Origin of the sequence: Gibbsiella dentisursi, assembly GCF_039539505.1 — a bacterium.
GTDB classification, from domain to species: Bacteria; Pseudomonadota; Gammaproteobacteria; order Enterobacterales; family Enterobacteriaceae; genus Gibbsiella; species Gibbsiella quercinecans.
Genome location: NZ_BAABDG010000010.1, coordinates 256,647 through 272,394, shown reverse-complemented (window position 1 = coordinate 272,394; position 15,748 = coordinate 256,647). Strand labels below are relative to the sequence as shown.

The window sequence follows — 15,748 nt, the reverse complement described above, 5'->3', positions numbered from 1 at the left end:
CAAAGCCTCCCTGATGCGGAGGCTTTTTTTTGGCGCTATTTCTTTTTGCCGCTGCGCGGCGGGCGGCCCACCACCGCTTTGTACACTTTGAAGCGGCCATTCTGCGCCAGCACCTCATGGCTGCCGAAGGTGGCGTCCAGAATATCCGGGTAAGGCAGGAAGGCGTTGGCGACGATGCGCAATTCCCCGCCGATCGGCAGGTGCTTCACCGCCCCGCGGATCAGCGTTTCCGCGGCGGTCAGGCTGGTTTGCAGGCCATCGTGGAACGGCGGGTTGGAGATAATCAGATCAAAACGGCCGCTGATGTCGGAATAGACATTGCTGACAATGACTTCCCCTTCGATACCGTTAGCGGCTAACGTCGCGCGGCTGGACTCCACCGCTGCCGCGTTCACGTCGCTGAGGGTCAGCTTCACTTTGGGCGACAGCCGGGACAGCACGGAGGCCATCACGCCGGCGCCGCAGCCGATATCCAGCACTTTGCCTTTCATGTGTTTTTCCAGCGTCGACAGCAGCAGTGAACTGCCTACGTCCAGGCCGTCGCGGCTGAAGACCCCCGGCAGGGTTTTGACGTCCAGATCGTACAACTGATAGCTTTCCCACCAGTCTTCCAGTGCGAACGTGGTCTGGCTATCCAGGCGCCCATGGTACAGGCCGCAGCGGCGGGCGCTGTCGATTTTTACCAGTTGGGCGTAGCCTTCGAGGGTTTGCTCCGCGCTGCGCACGCCGCTACGGTTTTCGCCGACCACAAAGATGTCCGCGCCGATCGGCAACAGCGACAGCAGGTAACACAGCTGGAACTGCGCTTCCTGTTTGCTTTTCGGCCAGTAATAGATCAGCGTGTCGCATTCCGCGATGAACGCCGGGCTTACCGTCAGGCCGAACTGAGCATGGTCGCCCATCGTCCGGTTCAGCAACTGCCAGTGATGATATTGTTGGGTGTGGGCACGCACGTCGGCCGCGTCGAACTGCGCCGGCAGCGTATCCTGCAGATCGCCGGCAAACAGTACGCGGCGTGCGGTAAATTCATCACTGTGGCGCAGCATGACTTCACTGGCGGGGGTTAATGCAGACATCAGGTTTTGGCTCCTCGAAAATAGATCGGGGATTATAGAGGTTTGTGGCGCTATGTTCGACGGGTTTGTTGGCGTGGTTGGCGTGGGTTTGTTAGCATAGCGCGGCGCATGGCGCGCAATGACGGGTAGCTCTTCACAGGAATCGGCATGGCATCGAAACGCGACTGGCTGTTACAGCAACTGGGCATTACGCAGTGGATCTTGCGCCGCCCGGCCGTGTTGCAGGGCGAAGTGGCCGTGAGCCTGCCGGCGGAAACGCGGTTGTTGGTGGTGGCGCAAAGCCTGCCGGAGCCGAACGATCCGCTGTTTTGCGACGTATTGCGCAGCCTGCAGTTAACGCCGGCGCAAACTTACGCGCTGACGCCGGAACAGGTGTTGATGCTGCCGGAAGGCACCGCGTGCAACAGTTGGCGGCTGGGTATCGCGGAGCCGCTTGCGGTGCCGGGTGCGCAGCTATACAGCCCGGCGCTGGCCGAGCTTTCTCATGACGTGGGTGCGAAACGCGCACTCTGGCAGCAGATTTGTCACCATGAACAAGATTTCTTCCCTGACAGCGGCCGATCTGGCCACAGCCTTCACCATTGAACAAGCCAGTCATGCCTTTCCCTGGTCGCAGGCGACCTTTGCCAGCAACCAGGGCGATCGTTATCTCAACCTGAAGCTGGAAGCGGATGGGCAGTTGGCCGGGTTCGCCATTACCCAGATCGTGCTGGATGAAGCGACGCTGTTCAACATCGCTATCCACCCGCAGTGGCAGCGCCGCGGTTTTGGCCGCGCGCTGTTGGAAGCGCTGATAGCCGAGCTGGAAACGCGCGGCGTGGTCACCCTGTGGCTGGAAGTGCGCGCCTCTAACCGTGCCGCGCTTGCGCTGTATGAAGAGATGGGGTTCAACGAAGTTACCCTACGCCGCAATTACTACCCAAGTGCCAACGGGCGCGAAGATGCGATCGTGATGGCATTGCCGCTGGCTTAGCGGTTTATCTATACCCAAAATAATTCGAGTTGCAGGACAAAAACGCAAAAGCGTTTTTGAACAGCGCTAGCGCTGGCCTCGAAGGGGTGAGGCCGTATGGCCGAATCATGCGGCAACGCAGCGAATCCCCAGGAGCTTACTGGAGTAAGTGACTGGGGTGAGCGACAAATCTGCCGGGAGCAGATTTGAACGCTGTTAGCAGCGGCCCCGAAGGGGCGAGGCCCAGGGATGGGCCGAGTAACCAAGCCAACACACCTGCAACTTGAAGTATGAAGGGTATATATTCTTCGCTGGGAAAAGCATAGATTGTCACCGGTTGACAAATCAGCGAAAATACCCGGCTATTATCTTTTATTCGCCGCTTTGCCTGGCGCCGGTTCGGCGCATTCGCTGATGCGCAGGGCGGATTAACCGTAGAAACCAGAAAACATGTCTCCTAGTGAATTCGCCCGCGAAGTCGCAAAACGCAGAACTTTCGCTATCATCTCGCACCCCGATGCCGGTAAAACCACCATTACTGAAAAGGTGCTGCTGTTCGGGCAGGCGATCCAGACCGCCGGTACGGTAAAAGGGCGCGGCTCCAGCCAGCACGCCAAGTCCGACTGGATGGAAATGGAAAAACAGCGTGGTATTTCAATCACCACCTCGGTGATGCAGTTCCCGTATCACGATTGCCTGGTCAACCTGCTGGATACCCCAGGGCACGAAGACTTCTCCGAAGACACCTACCGCACCCTGACCGCCGTCGACTGCTGTCTGATGGTGATCGACGCGGCGAAAGGGGTTGAGGATCGTACCCGTAAGCTGATGGAAGTTACCCGCCTGCGCGATACGCCGATCCTGACCTTTATGAACAAACTGGACCGCGACATCCGCGATCCGATGGAAGTGATGGATGAGGTCGAACGTGAGCTGAAGATTGCCTGCTCGCCGATCACCTGGCCGATCGGCTGCGGCAAGCTGTTCAAGGGGGTTTATCACCTCTATAAGGATGAAACCTACCTGTATCAGAGCGGCAAGGGCCATACCATTCAGGAAGTCCGCGTGGTCAAGGGCCTGGATAACCCCGAACTGGACGCCGCCGTGGGCGACGATCTGGCGGCCCAACTGCGCGAGGAGCTTGAGCTGGTGCAGGGCGCTTCGCATGAGTTCGAGCAGGAAGCCTTCCTGGCGGGTGAACTGACCCCGGTGTTCTTTGGTACGGCGCTTGGCAACTTCGGCGTTGACCATATGCTGGATGGGCTGGTGGCATGGGCGCCGGCCCCGATGCCGCGCAAAACCGACACGCGTGAAGTGGTCGCGGCGGAAGAGAAATTCAGCGGCTTCGTGTTCAAGATCCAGGCCAATATGGATCCGAAACACCGTGACCGCGTGGCCTTTATGCGCGTGGTGTCCGGCCGTTACGAGAAAGGCATGAAGCTGCGCCAGGTGCGCACCGGCAAAGACGTGGTGATTTCCGACGCGCTGACGTTTATGGCCGGCGACCGTTCTCACGTTGAGGAAGCCTACCCAGGCGACATCATCGGCCTGCATAACCACGGCACTATCCAGATCGGCGATACCTTCACCCAGGGTGAAGACATGAAGTTCACCGGTATCCCGAACTTTGCGCCAGAGCTGTTCCGCCGTATTCGCCTGCGCGATCCGCTCAAGCAGAAGCAACTGCTGAAGGGGCTGGTGCAATTGTCTGAAGAAGGTGCGGTGCAGGTATTCCGCCCCATTTCGAACAACGATCTGATTGTGGGCGCCGTCGGTGTGCTGCAGTTTGATGTGGTCGTGGCGCGGCTGAAAACCGAGTACAACGTGGAAGCGTTGTATGAATCCGTCAACGTATCCACCGCCCGTTGGGTGGAGTGCGGCGACGTGAAGAAGTTCGAAGAGTTCAAGCGCAAGAATGAGCAGCACTTGGCGCTGGATGGCGGTGACAATCTGGCCTACATTGCACCGACGATGGTTAACCTCAACCTGACCAAAGAGCGCTTCCCTGACGTTGTGTTCCGCCAGACGCGCGAACACTGATCCCGCCAGGCCTGGCTAAAGGGAGCGCCGAACGGGCGCTCCCTCTCTCCGCCAACCCTTCAGCGCCGCGCGGCTTTGCCCCCAGATTCATCAATTTCTCTCATCAACATTACGGCACGCATTGTGTCTGTTTTGTCCTGCAAATTTTGCCTGATGGTCTATCTTTATCAGGGTGTATGGTTCCATTTAAGTAAAAAAAGCTGATTTTTTGTTCATATGTAGAGAGTTATCTTGAACTGTTGCCGATTGGCGACAGTACGGATCATTGCACATCAATGACATAGCGTAAATTTTACTGTCCGGACTGCGGGTTGTTGCCAATTGGCGACACTTTTTTGCCTAATTGTTGCCGATATGTTTGATGTTGGTTGATTTTAAACGGTTTTTTATGTTGGCATGGGTGTTGCAATACTTTCTGCGTCAACGTTTTATTGTATAGATGTCGTTAAGTCTCCCTCTGTGGAACGGCGATGTCTCGACAGCAAGAATCCAATGTTTCAATGCAGGATTCATAACAAAAGGAAGAGAACGATGAAAAAGACCAAGTTCGCACATTCACTGATGGCCGTTGTTCTGGGTTCCGTTCTGGTAAGTGGGAGCGTACTGGCTGAGGGATCGCTGCTCAATAAAGCCTCCAGCGCAACTGACAGCGCTGGCGCGAAAATCGATAGCTCGATGAAAAAAGTCGACAACTACATGGATGACAGCGCAATAACGGCTAAAGTTAAAAGTGCGCTGCTGAATGATGACAGTGTCAAAAGCACCGACATTTCTGTGAAAACGGAAAAAGGTGTGGTGACGCTAAGCGGGTTTGTCACCAGCCAGGCGCAGGCCGAACAAGCCGTTAGCGCCGCCGGTAAGGTTGAAGGCGTAGCGTCAGTGAGTGACAAACTGCACGTGAAAGATGCGTCGAGCCAATCGGTGAAATCTTATGCCGGCGATGCGGCGACAACCAGCACGCTGAAAGCCAAACTGCTGACCGACGACATCGTTCCGTCACGTAACGTTAAAGTAGAAACCACTGACGGTGTGGTTCAGCTTTCCGGTGAAGTTAAAACGCAGGCGCAGGCTGAACGTGCCGAAAGCATCGCCAAGTCAATCGATGGCGTGAAAAGCGTGAAAAACGATCTGACTGTGAAGCCGTAACGCGCATTCATCTCTGCCCGCATCAACAAGCATGACGCCCAGGGGTAACCCTGGGCTGCACCATCCAGAAATAAAAATAATCTGCCGCTCTTTTAACGTACTCCCGGTAGTGCTGGGGCAGGTGTAATGTGTTTTTCACTATGGTAAGGAGAGGCTTATGTTTCGTTGGGGCATTATCTTTTTAGTTATCGCGTTGATCGCGGCGGCATTGGGTTTTGGTACGCTTGCGGGTACCGCAGCCTGGGCGGCTAAAGTGGTGTTTGTCGTCGGTATTATCCTGTTCCTGGTGAGCCTGTTTACCGGCCGTAAGCGCCTTTAGTCGGTATCTCTGACTGTAACAAAGCTTAATTCTTTATTTTCTTGATGGGAGGTGCGTGATGAATAGCGACATTATCCTCGGGCGATGGAAACAGCTGAAAGGCCAGCTCTGGCAGGCTTGGGGGCAGGTTTCCGGCAACGATTGCGCATGGTTGGGCGGCAGTAATGATGTCCTTTCCGGCGTGCTTCAAGAAGATTACGGAAAAGAGCAAGAAGGAGTATCTTCAGAAAAGGTACCTACCACACCCTACTGAGGATACGCCGTTGGGACAGCGGATACCCATCACGCTCGGCAATATAGAACCGCTGGCGTTTAAACCATACCGGCCCGGTAAAACGGTGTTGGTCTGTGAAGGGGGCGGGCAGCGCGGCATTTTTACTGCCGGCGTGCTGGATGAATTCCAGCGCGCCCGCTTTAACCCTTTTGAATTGTTGATTGGCACCTCTGCCGGTGCACAAAACCTGTCTGCCTTTGTTTGCGGCCAGATGGGCTATGCGCGGCGTGTCATTACCCGTTACACCACCTCGGCTGAATTCTTTAACCCGTTGCGCTTTGTGCGCGGCGGGCACCTTATCGATCTGGACTGGCTGGTGGAAATCACTTCCCGGCAGTTGCCGTTGGCCATGGACGTTGCTGAAAAGCAGCTCATCGACGGACGTGAATTCCTGATGTGCGCCTGCCGCAGCGACAATTTTGCGCCCACCTATCTGCCGGCGCGACGTGACAGCTGGTTGCAGGCGATTAAGGCCTCCAGCGCGATCCCGGGCTTCTACCGGATGGGGGTAGACCTGGAAGGCGTGAGCTATCAGGACGGCGGCATCAGCGATGCCATTCCGGTGGAAGAAGCCTACCGGCGCGGTGCTGATACCATCGTAGTGATCCGCACCGTGCCTTCGCAAATGTTCTATACGCCCCAGTGGATGAAACGCATGGAGCATTGGTTGACCGACAGTAGCCTGCAGCAAATGGTGCGCATCATGCAGCAGCATGAGCAAAGCTACTACCGTATTCAGCAGTTTATTGAAAACCCTCCGGGCGATCTGCGCATCTTTGAAATCTTCCCGCCGAAGCCGCTGGCAAGCCACGCGCTCGGCAGCCGCATTTCCGCGTTGAACCTTGATTATCATCTTGGGCGGCGCTGCGGGCGCTATTTCCTGGCGACGGTGGGGCATTGGCTGCAGGCGCAGGCAAACCATGACGGCATCCGGGTGCAAAAACCGCTCTCGCGCCGCCTGTTGCAGCCGGAGAACCGGCGCCGCGTGCCCACCGCCATGCCGGCCGCCAACGTGCCAGTTGACGATGCGTTGATCGCCAACGACAGCATCGGGCCTGATGTCGCGGCGGGCAGTGAGGGCAAGGCGGTATGAGCTATCGCTTCACGGATACCCATTGCCACTTCGATTTTCCGCCATTTTACGGGCAAGAGGCGCAAAGTCTGGCGCTGGCGCAGCAGGCCGGCGTCCGGCAAATTATCGTCCCCGCCGTTACGGCCGATCGCTTCGCGCGCGTGCTGCGCCTGGCGAGCGAATACCCGCCGCTGTATGCCGCCCTTGGCCTGCACCCGTTGTATATCGCCCAGCACGGCGACGAACAACTGGCGCAACTGGCGGATTTTCTCGCCAGCAAACCGGCCAAGCTGGTGGCGGTGGGGGAGATCGGCCTTGACCTGTACATGGTCGAACCGCAACTGGCGCGGCAGCAAAGGCTGCTGGCGGCCCAGCTCAAACTGGCCGGCCGGCATGATTTGCCAGTGATTTTGCATTCGCGGCGCAGCCATGATCAACTGGCGGCCATGCTGCGCCGGGCCGATGTGCCGCGCCGCGGCGTGGTGCACGGTTTTGCCGGTAGCCTGGCGCAGGCGCAGGCGTTTGTTCGCCTGGGCTACTTTATCGGCGTTGGCGGCACTATCACCTACCCACGGGCGCAGAAAACCCGCGGCGTCATGGCGCAGTTGCCATTGGCGGCGTTGCTGCTGGAAACCGATGCCCCGGACATGCCGTTGGCCGGCTATCAGGGCCAGCCAAACCGCCCCGAGCGCGCCGCAGACGTTTTTCAGGCGCTTTGCCTGCTGCGGCCAGAACCTGCCGAAACGATCGCCACACAACTGCAACAAAATACCCGCACCCTGTTCGCTATCTGAAGCTGGCTGCCCATTTTTGCCACAGCGCTAAACTGATGGCATATCGTGGACTGACGCCTGCGTTGCAACCATAATTGCAGCATCCAGTCTGGACGTTTTGTGAACAAAATCGCCTTTATATGTGATGTGAATCACATATAATTCGGACTTGTTACACAGATATTTCATATAATGTGAATCGGAACACAAACCCTCCATGGCCCTTGTGTTCCAATTGTCTTGCTGGTTATTACAATTGAATAGCCATACGCGGTGAGAAGGATCTCAGTTGCCGCCGGGGAAAACCCTTTCCCAGCGCGATCTTCAAGGAACCAAGTCCGCTCGCCAACATAAAATGAGCGAAGCAAACAGATTGGCTCATGATGATCTACTCAACCCGGGCGCGGTTGCCCTGGGTTGTACTCGTTGGAGAGTTCTATGACCGAATTTACCGCAGCAGCGCAACGTGCGCTGAGTTTGATGGATTTAACCACGCTGAACGATGATGACACCGATGAGAAAGTGATTGCGCTGTGTCGTCAGGCCAATAGCCCGGCAGGGCACACCGCCGCCATTTGTATTTACCCGCGTTTTATCCCGATTGCGCGTAAAACCCTGCGACAACAGGGTACGCTGGATATTCGTATTGCCACCGTGACCAATTTCCCGCACGGCAATGAGGATATCGATATCGCCGTGGCGGAAACCCGCGCGGCGATCGCCTACGGCGCCGATGAGGTGGACGTGGTGTTTCCGTACCGTGCGCTGATGGCCGGCAATCCGCAGGTGGGCTTTGAACTGGTGAAACAGTGCAAGCAGGCCTGTGCCGCCGCGGGCGTTCTGCTGAAAGTGATTATCGAAACCGGTGAGCTTAAGCAGGCGGATTTGATCCGTCAGGCGGCGGAAATTGCCATTAACGCCGGCGCCGATTTTATTAAAACCTCGACCGGTAAGGTCTCGGTGAACGCCACGCTGGCCAGCGCTGAGCTGATGCTTGGGGTGATCCGCGATATGGGCGTTGGCGAACGGGTCGGTTTTAAACCGGCAGGCGGCGTGCGCACGGCGCAAGAGGCACAGCATTATCTGCAACTTGCCGAACGTATCATGGGCGCAGGCTGGGCCGATGCGCGCCATTTCCGCTTTGGCGCTTCAAGCCTGCTGGCCAGTCTGCTGGCGGCGCTGGGGCATGGCGCTCAGGCCGGCGGCGGCGACTATTGATTCTGTCTGCGGCCGCCGGCCGCAGCAATTGCATGGCCTGACACTCGGTCAAACAGGGGGATGCCTTGTTCCTGGCACAAGAAATTATTCGTAAGAAGCGTGACGGCCAGCCGTTAAACGAGGCCGAAATCCGCTTTTTTATCAATGGGGTCCGCGATAACTCGGTGTCCGAAGGGCAGATCGCCGCGCTGGCGATGACCATTTATTTCCACGATATGACTATGGCGGAGCGCGTGGCGTTGACCATGGCGATGCGCGATTCCGGCACCGTGCTGAATTGGCAAGGCCTGGGGCTGAACGGACCGGTGGTGGATAAACACTCCACCGGCGGCGTGGGCGATGTGACGTCGCTGATGCTCGGGCCGATGGTGGCCGCCTGCGGCGGCTATGTGCCGATGATTTCCGGCCGCGGGCTGGGGCACACTGGCGGTACGCTGGATAAGCTGGAAGCGATCCCGGGTTTTGATATTTTCCCGGACGATAGCCGCTTTCGGCAGATTATAAAAACGGTCGGCGTTGCTATCATCGGCCAAACCAGCTCGCTGGCGCCGGCCGATAAGCGCTTTTACTCCACGCGCGACATCACGGCCACGGTGGATTCGATCCCATTGATTACCGCCTCTATCCTGGCGAAAAAGCTGGCCGAGGGGCTGGATGCGCTGGTGATGGACGTGAAGGTCGGCTCGGGCGCCTTTATGCCAACCTACGCGCAGTCGGAAGATCTGGCTCGCGCCATCGTCGGCGTAGCGAACGGCGCCAACTGTAAGACAACGGCATTGCTGACCGACATGAACCAGGTGCTGGCATCCAGCGCCGGCAATGCGGTGGAAGTCCGCGAGGCGGTGCGCTTCCTGACCGGCGAGTACCGCAACCCGCGCCTGCTGGAAGTGACGATGGCTTTGTGCGTGGAAATGCTGCTGTCCGGCGGCCTGGCGCAAAGCCCTGCCGCAGCGCGCGCCAAACTGCAGCAGGTGCTGGATAACGGCAGCGCGGCGGAAACCTTTGGCCGCATGGTGGCGGCGCAACAGGGGCCGGCGGACTTTATTGAGCGCTATGACAGCTACCTGCCGGCGGCGACGCTTAGCAAGCCGGTTTATGCCGAGATGCCGGGGATCGTCAACGCCATGGATACCCGTGCGCTGGGCATGGCGGTAGTGGCGCTGGGTGGTGGCCGTCGCCGTGCGAACGACAGCATTGATTACAGCGTCGGCCTGACAGAGATGGCGCAGCTTGGCGATGCCGTCGACGGGCAGCGCCCGCTGGCGGTGATCCATGCCAACGATGAAGCCAGCTGGCAGCAGGCGGCCGATACGCTGCGCGCGGCGATGAAAATCGGTGAGCAGCCGCCGGCGGCAACGCCGGTGGTTTACCAGCGGATAACGGAATAAGCGGCGCCGGTGATGGCACCTGGCGTTAGCGACAGCATTAACAGCGGCGGCGAACATTGCCGCCGTTAACGCGTGAAAGCACGCAGGAGAACATAATGAAACGTACTTTTATCATGGTCCTTGACTCATTCGGCATTGGCGCCAGCGAAGACGCCGAACGTTTTGGTGACAAAGGCGCCGATACCCTCGGCCATATTGCCGCCGCTTGCGCGCGTGGTGAAGCCAACGTGGGCCGCAGCGGCCCGCTGACACTGCCTAACCTCAGCCGTCTGGGCCTGGGCAAAGCAGCCGAAGAGTCGACCGGGCGTTTCCCGGAGGGGCTGGATAAACATGCCGATATCATCGGCGCCTACGCCTATGCCAGCGAGCTGTCCTCCGGCAAGGATACGCCGTCAGGCCACTGGGAAATCGCTGGTGTGCCGGTGCTGTTTGACTGGGGTTATTTTAAGGATCAGCAGAATAGCTTCCCGCAGGCGCTGCTCGACACACTGGTTGAACGTGCCGAACTGCCTGGCTACCTGGGCAACTGCCACTCTTCCGGCACCGTGATCCTCGATCAACTGGGCGAAGAGCACATGAAAACCGGCAAGCCGATTTTCTATACCTCGGCAGACTCGGTGTTCCAGATCGCCTGCCACGAAGACACCTTTGGGCTGGAGCGCCTGTACCAGCTGTGCGAGATCGCCCGTGAAGAGCTGACCGAAGGCGGCTATAACATCGGCCGCGTGATTGCGCGACCGTTCATTGGCGACAAGCCGGGCAACTTTCAACGCACCGGCAACCGCCACGATCTGGCTGTAGAGCCGCCGGCGCCGACCATCTTGAAAAAACTGGTGGAAGAAAAAGGCGGCAATGTGGTTTCGATCGGTAAAATCGCTGATATCTATGCGAACGTCGGCATCACCAAAAAAGTGAAGGCGACCGGTCTTGATGCGCTGTTCGACGCCACCGTGGCCGAGATGGAAAAAGCCGGCGACAACACCATTGTGTTCACCAACTTCGTTGATTTTGACTCCGCCTATGGCCACCGCCGCGATGTGCCGGGCTATGCCGCAGCGCTGGAGCTGTTTGATCGCCGGCTGCCGGAATTGCTGAAGTGGGTGAAAGATGACGATATGATTATCTTCACGGCCGACCATGGCTGCGATCCCACCTGGAGCGGCACCGATCACACCCGTGAACATATCCCGGTGTTGATCTATGGGCCGAAGGTGAAACCCGGTTCGTTGGGCCACCGTAAAACCTTTGCCGATATCGGCCAGACGGTTGCCAGCTACTTTGGCCTGTCGCCGATGGAGTATGGCAAATCCATGCTGTAAGCTGCCGTGAGCCTGTGACTTGAAGCTTATGGGTTTAGACGCTTTTTTTATTTAATACGATTTGAAGGAAGACAACTATGGCTACGCCGCACATTAATGCTGAAATGGGTGATTTTGCTGACGTGGTACTGATGCCGGGCGATCCGCTGCGTGCAAAATACATCGCGGAAACCTTCCTTGAAGGGGCCGTAGAAGTGAACAATGTGCGTGGGATGCTGGGTTTCACCGGCACCTACAAAGGCCGCCGTATTTCTGTGATGGGGCACGGGATGGGGATCCCTTCCTGCTCGATCTACGCTCGTGAACTGATCGCCGAATTCGGCGTGAAGAAAATCATCCGCGTTGGCTCCTGCGGCGCCGTGCGTGATGACATCAAACTGCGTGATGTGGTGATTGGTCTGGGCGCCTGCACCGATTCCAACGTTAACCGTATGCGTTTTAAAGGCCACGACTTTGCGGCGATTGCGGATTTCGACATGGTGCGCAATGCGGTGGACGCCGCGGCGGCGCAGGGCATTCCGGCGCGCGTAGGCAACATTTTCTCGGCCGATCTGTTCTATACGCCGGATGTGGATATGTTCCAGGTGATGAAGAAGTACGGCATCCTGGGGGTGGAAATGGAAGCGGCCGGCATCTACGGCGTGGCGGCAGAACTGTATGAAGAGTTTGGCTGTAAAGCGCTGACGATTTGTACCGTTTCCGACCATATTCTGCGCCAGGAAGAGACGACGGCCGCCGAACGCCAGACGACGTTCAATGACATGATCGTGATTGCGCTGGAATCGGTGCTGCTGGGCGACAACGCCTGATTTGCCTACCGCAGGGCGCCATGTGCGCCCAACGGTATTGTCCTGCCCCGCATTCCCCCCGCCAAACGGCCGGCCGATTTGTTATGATGGCCGCTCGGGCGCGTTTTTCTCGTTTTCCCGTTTGTCATCTTCCACCGTGTTGCCTTCGGCCAGCGGTGTGTTGGCGGTTAGCAAGTACGGCGACTGCTGCCAGCGGCTGCGGCGCCCTTGCAGCAGGGTGCGTGCCAGAATAATACCGATTGCCAGCGCCAGCAGGATCATCAGGCGCAGCAGGTTGGTGGTGTTGTCCACCTGCTTGGATTCGGTCGCCAGCACGTGGGTATCCAGCGTAACCCGGATGAAGCCCAGTGGGCCGTCTTTGCCCTGAATAGATTCCACCATCTGGTGGTTAAAGTAGCTGCCGGCGCGCTTGCCATCCAGCGCCAGACGATCGCGGATGCTGATCTGTTCGCCGGCGTGGGAAACCAGCGTGCCGTCCAACTGGTAGACGCTGGCGTCCAGAATGCGGCTGTGGTCGGTAAGTTGCGTAAGGATGGCGTCGATGCGTTGATGATCGATGTCGTTATCGTCATCCAGCAACGGCGCCAGGCTGAAAGCCACCTGGCGGGTCAGGGTTTGCGCCAACTCTTCCACCTGCTCTGAGCGTGCGATCTGGTGGCTCAGGCTAAAATAAGAAGCACCCTGCATTAATAAAACTAATAATGCCAAGCAAATCAAAATAATAGCCGTGCGGTGCAGGCGGAATTTCAGTTTGGCGCGTGCCATGCGGCTTCCTTAGGTTGTCGGATACTTTATGTTGCCAGAAGCAATAGCGATAGGATAGCTTGATGCGTCGTTTTATTATGCGCTGGCTGATGTGTATCCCTTTCAGGAGTTAATGATGTCGAACAGTCTGACCTATTGCGATCTTCCGGCGGAGATCTCCCAATGGCCGGGTCTTCCTCTTTCACTAAGCGGCGACGAAGTGATGCCGCTGGATTATCGGGCAGGCCATACGGGCTGGCTATTGTATGGCAAGGCGCTGGATAAGGCGCGCATCACCCAGTTCCAGCGCCAACTGGGCGCGGCAATGGTGATTGTGGCCGCCTGGTGGGTCGAGGATTACCAGGTTGTGCGCCTGGCAGGCTCCCTGAGCCCACGCATCATAACGTTGGCGGCGGAGAACGGCCTGGATGTCGCGCCGCTAGGCAAAATCCCGCACTTGCGCACGCCGGGCCTGCTGGTGATGGATATGGACTCCACGGCGATCCAGATTGAATGCATCGATGAGATCGCCAAACTGGCCGGCGTCGGCGAGCAGGTGGCGGAAGTGACCGAGCGCGCGATGCGCGGCGAACTGGACTTCACCGCCAGCCTGCGCCAACGCGTGGGCACGCTGAAGGGCGCCGATGCCAATATCCTGCTGCAGGTGCGTGATAGCCTGCCGCTGATGCCGGGGCTGACTAGCCTGGTGCGCAAGCTGCAGTCGCTGGACTGGCATGTCGCCATCGCTTCCGGCGGGTTTACCTTTTTTGCCGAACACCTGCGCGATAAGCTGAAACTGGTGGCGGTGGCGGCCAATGAGCTGGGGATCCGCGATGGCAAACTGACCGGCGAGGTGCTGGGGCCGGTGGTGGACGCGCAGTTCAAAGCCGATACATTGGTGGCGCTGGCGCAAAAGCTGGGTATCCCGCCGGAGCAAACGGTAGCGATTGGCGATGGCGCCAACGATTTAAAAATGATGCAGGTCGCCGGGCTGGGCATCGCTTATCACGCCAAACCCAAAGTGTACGAAAAGGCGCAGGTGGCGATCCGCCATGCCGATCTGCGCGGCGTGCTGTGCGTGCTAACCGGCAGCCTGAAACACGAAGTGCGTTAACGCACGCGAGGTGTGCTTAACGCCCTGTGTGGCTATCCTGTCTGTAGAGAGCGTAATTTTTTAAGAGGTTATTCGTGGCAAAAGCAGTAAAACGGGCGTTTGTATGTAATGAGTGTGGTGCGGACTACCCGCGTTGGCAGGGGCAGTGCAGCGCGTGCCATGCCTGGAATACCATTACCGAAGTCCGCTTGGCTGCCGCCGCGTCTTCCTCTTCCCGCACCGAGCGTTTTAGCGGTTACGCCGGGGATGCTGGCGTCAGCAAAGTGCAGAAGCTGTCTGATATCAGCCTGGAAGAGCTGCCGCGGTTTTCCACCGGTTTCAAAGAGTTTGACCGCGTGTTGGGCGGCGGTGTGGTGCCGGGCAGCGCCATTTTGATTGGCGGCAATCCCGGCGCCGGCAAAAGTACGTTGCTGCTGCAAACCCTGTGTAAACTGGCCGAGCAGATGAAAACCCTGTATGTCACCGGCGAGGAGTCGTTGCAGCAGGTGGCGATGCGCGCCCACCGCCTGGGGTTGCCCACCGCGAATCTGAACATGTTGTCGGAAACCAGCATCGAGCAGATCTGCCTGATCGCCGAGCAGGAACAGCCGAAGCTGATGGTGATCGACTCGATCCAGGTTATGCATATGGCGGACATTCAGTCTTCGCCGGGCAGCGTGGCGCAGGTGCGTGAAACCGCCGCTTACCTGACGCGCTTTGCCAAAACCCGGGGCGTGGCGATCGTGATGGTCGGCCACGTAACCAAAGACGGTTCTCTGGCCGGGCCGAAAGTGCTGGAGCACTGCATTGACTGCTCGGTACTGCTGGACGGCGACGCCGATTCCCGCTTCCGTACCCTGCGCAGCCACAAAAACCGCTTTGGCGCGGTGAATGAGCTGGGGGTGTTCGCTATGACTGAACAGGGGCTGCGCGAAGTGAGCAACCCGTCAGCGATTTTCCTTAGCCGCGGCGATGAGATCACCTCCGGCAGCTCGGTGATGGTGGTTTGGGAAGGCACTCGCCCGCTGTTGGTGGAGATCCAGGCGCTGGTGGATCACTCGATGATGTCCAACCCGCGGCGCGTGGCGGTAGGGCTGGAACAGAACCGGCTGGCGATCCTGTTGGCGGTGCTGCACCGCCACGGCGGTTTGCAAATGTCGGATCAGGATGTGTTCGTCAACGTGGTGGGCGGGGTGAAAGTCACGGAAACCAGCGCCGATCTGGCTTTGCTGCTGTCGCTGGTGTCCAGCCTGCGCGATCGTCCGCTGCCGCAGGATCTGGTGGTGTTTGGCGAAGTGGGGCTGGCCGGTGAAATCCGCCCGGTGCCGAGCGGCCAGGAACGTATTTCCGAAGCGGCTAAACACGGCTTTAAACGCGCCATTGTGCCGCACGCCAACGTTCCGAAACGGCCGCCGGCCAATATGCAGGTGTTCGGCGTGAAGAAGCTGGCGGATGCGTTGAGGGTGCTGGACGAATTTTAATTGATCGCCCGGCGCGGAGAATATGTTATCTTGTTTAGCATACT

16 protein-coding genes are annotated in these 15,748 nt (G+C 58.2%); 14 read left to right on the top strand and 2 right to left on the bottom strand.

The window, feature by feature from the left end:
• Positions 1 to 35: 35 nt before the first annotated feature.
• Positions 36 to 1,076, bottom strand: a complete 1,041-nt coding sequence (rsmC, locus tag ABFX35_RS21660; RefSeq protein ID WP_346082865.1) for a 16S rRNA (guanine(1207)-N(2))-methyltransferase RsmC — start codon at positions 1,074 to 1,076, stop codon at positions 36 to 38.
• Positions 1,077 to 1,223: 147 nt separating this feature from the next.
• On the opposite strand from rsmC, the gene ABFX35_RS21655 reads away from it, so the two are divergent.
• The 12 genes from ABFX35_RS21655 (at position 1,224) to deoD (ending at position 12,386) form a co-directional block, all read left to right on the top strand.
• Positions 1,224 to 1,661, top strand: coding sequence for a DNA polymerase III subunit psi (locus ABFX35_RS21655; protein ID WP_279026889.1), 438 nt, complete (start codon positions 1,224 to 1,226; stop codon positions 1,659 to 1,661).
• A complete protein-coding gene (gene rimI / locus ABFX35_RS21650; RefSeq protein ID WP_346082863.1) occupies positions 1,606 to 2,049 on the top strand; it encodes a ribosomal protein S18-alanine N-acetyltransferase in 444 nt (147 codons plus the stop codon). Before ABFX35_RS21655 ends, rimI begins: the two co-directional genes overlap by 56 nt.
• Before the next feature lie 429 nt (positions 2,050 to 2,478).
• A complete protein-coding gene (prfC, locus tag ABFX35_RS21645; protein ID WP_279026886.1) occupies positions 2,479 to 4,068 on the top strand; it encodes a peptide chain release factor 3 in 1,590 nt (529 codons plus the stop codon).
• A 531-nt stretch (positions 4,069 to 4,599) separates the two neighbouring features.
• Positions 4,600 to 5,214, top strand: coding sequence for a molecular chaperone OsmY (gene osmY / locus ABFX35_RS21640; protein ID WP_279026885.1), 615 nt, complete (start codon positions 4,600 to 4,602; stop codon positions 5,212 to 5,214).
• A gap of 157 nt (positions 5,215 to 5,371) precedes the next feature.
• Complete coding sequence (locus ABFX35_RS21635; RefSeq protein WP_279026883.1) at positions 5,372 to 5,533, top strand: DUF1328 domain-containing protein; 162 nt, start codon at positions 5,372 to 5,374, stop codon at positions 5,531 to 5,533.
• 58 nt (positions 5,534 to 5,591) lie between these two features.
• Complete coding sequence (locus tag ABFX35_RS21630) at positions 5,592 to 5,786, top strand: CsbD family protein (protein ID WP_279026882.1); 195 nt, start codon at positions 5,592 to 5,594, stop codon at positions 5,784 to 5,786.
• A gap of 10 nt (positions 5,787 to 5,796) precedes the next feature.
• Positions 5,797 to 6,900: a patatin-like phospholipase family protein gene (locus ABFX35_RS21625; protein ID WP_346082862.1), complete on the top strand. Its 1,104-nt coding sequence runs from the start codon at positions 5,797 to 5,799 to the stop codon at positions 6,898 to 6,900.
• Positions 6,897 to 7,673, top strand: a complete 777-nt coding sequence (locus ABFX35_RS21620) for a TatD family hydrolase (RefSeq protein ID WP_279026880.1) — start codon at positions 6,897 to 6,899, stop codon at positions 7,671 to 7,673. The genes ABFX35_RS21625 and ABFX35_RS21620 overlap by 4 nt, the downstream gene beginning before the upstream one ends.
• A gap of 417 nt (positions 7,674 to 8,090) precedes the next feature.
• A complete protein-coding gene (gene deoC / locus ABFX35_RS21615) occupies positions 8,091 to 8,870 on the top strand; it encodes a deoxyribose-phosphate aldolase (protein WP_346082860.1) in 780 nt (259 codons plus the stop codon).
• 65 nt (positions 8,871 to 8,935) lie between these two features.
• Positions 8,936 to 10,258, top strand: a complete 1,323-nt coding sequence (deoA, locus tag ABFX35_RS21610; protein ID WP_346082858.1) for a thymidine phosphorylase — start codon at positions 8,936 to 8,938, stop codon at positions 10,256 to 10,258.
• Between the two features lie 95 nt (positions 10,259 to 10,353).
• Positions 10,354 to 11,577: a phosphopentomutase gene (gene deoB, locus ABFX35_RS21605; RefSeq protein ID WP_279026876.1), complete on the top strand. Its 1,224-nt coding sequence runs from the start codon at positions 10,354 to 10,356 to the stop codon at positions 11,575 to 11,577.
• 77 nt (positions 11,578 to 11,654) lie between these two features.
• On the top strand, positions 11,655 to 12,386 hold the full coding sequence (deoD, locus tag ABFX35_RS21600; protein ID WP_095846065.1) for a purine-nucleoside phosphorylase: 732 nt from the start codon (positions 11,655 to 11,657) through the stop codon (positions 12,384 to 12,386).
• Positions 12,387 to 12,467: 81 nt separating this feature from the next.
• On the opposite strand, the gene ABFX35_RS21595 is transcribed toward deoD, so the two are convergent.
• On the bottom strand, positions 12,468 to 13,151 hold the full coding sequence (locus tag ABFX35_RS21595; RefSeq protein ID WP_346082856.1) for a YtjB family periplasmic protein: 684 nt from the start codon (positions 13,149 to 13,151) through the stop codon (positions 12,468 to 12,470).
• Between the two features lie 115 nt (positions 13,152 to 13,266).
• Here ABFX35_RS21595 and serB point away from each other — a divergent pair, with 115 nt between their 5' ends.
• Complete coding sequence (gene serB, locus ABFX35_RS21590; protein ID WP_346082928.1) at positions 13,267 to 14,244, top strand: phosphoserine phosphatase; 978 nt, start codon at positions 13,267 to 13,269, stop codon at positions 14,242 to 14,244.
• 74 nt (positions 14,245 to 14,318) lie between these two features.
• On the top strand, positions 14,319 to 15,704 hold the full coding sequence (gene radA, locus ABFX35_RS21585; protein ID WP_346082854.1) for a DNA repair protein RadA: 1,386 nt from the start codon (positions 14,319 to 14,321) through the stop codon (positions 15,702 to 15,704).
• The last annotated feature ends 44 nt before the right edge of the window (positions 15,705 to 15,748 follow it).

What these genes read in the sequence shown, in the direction of transcription:
- deoC (WP_346082860.1), top strand. Translation starts at nt 8,091, where the DNA reads ATGACCGAATTTACCGCAGCAGCGCAACGTGCGCTGAGTTTGATGGAT.
- ABFX35_RS21620 (WP_279026880.1), top strand. Translation starts at nt 6,897, where the DNA reads ATGAGCTATCGCTTCACGGATACCCATTGCCACTTCGATTTTCCGCCA.
- ABFX35_RS21595 (WP_346082856.1), bottom strand. Translation starts at nt 13,151, where the DNA reads ATGGCACGCGCCAAACTGAAATTCCGCCTGCACCGCACGGCTATTATT.
- serB (WP_346082928.1), top strand. Translation starts at nt 13,267, where the DNA reads ATGTCGAACAGTCTGACCTATTGCGATCTTCCGGCGGAGATCTCCCAA.
- rsmC (WP_346082865.1), bottom strand. Translation starts at nt 1,076, where the DNA reads ATGTCTGCATTAACCCCCGCCAGTGAAGTCATGCTGCGCCACAGTGAT.
- ABFX35_RS21635 (WP_279026883.1), top strand. Translation starts at nt 5,372, where the DNA reads ATGTTTCGTTGGGGCATTATCTTTTTAGTTATCGCGTTGATCGCGGCG.
- deoD (WP_095846065.1), top strand. Translation starts at nt 11,655, where the DNA reads ATGGCTACGCCGCACATTAATGCTGAAATGGGTGATTTTGCTGACGTG.
- prfC (WP_279026886.1), top strand. Translation starts at nt 2,479, where the DNA reads ATGTCTCCTAGTGAATTCGCCCGCGAAGTCGCAAAACGCAGAACTTTC.
- ABFX35_RS21630 (WP_279026882.1), top strand. Translation starts at nt 5,592, where the DNA reads ATGAATAGCGACATTATCCTCGGGCGATGGAAACAGCTGAAAGGCCAG.
- deoB (WP_279026876.1), top strand. Translation starts at nt 10,354, where the DNA reads ATGAAACGTACTTTTATCATGGTCCTTGACTCATTCGGCATTGGCGCC.
- osmY (WP_279026885.1), top strand. Translation starts at nt 4,600, where the DNA reads ATGAAAAAGACCAAGTTCGCACATTCACTGATGGCCGTTGTTCTGGGT.
- rimI (WP_346082863.1), top strand. Translation starts at nt 1,606, where the DNA reads ATGAACAAGATTTCTTCCCTGACAGCGGCCGATCTGGCCACAGCCTTC.
- ABFX35_RS21655 (WP_279026889.1), top strand. Translation starts at nt 1,224, where the DNA reads ATGGCATCGAAACGCGACTGGCTGTTACAGCAACTGGGCATTACGCAG.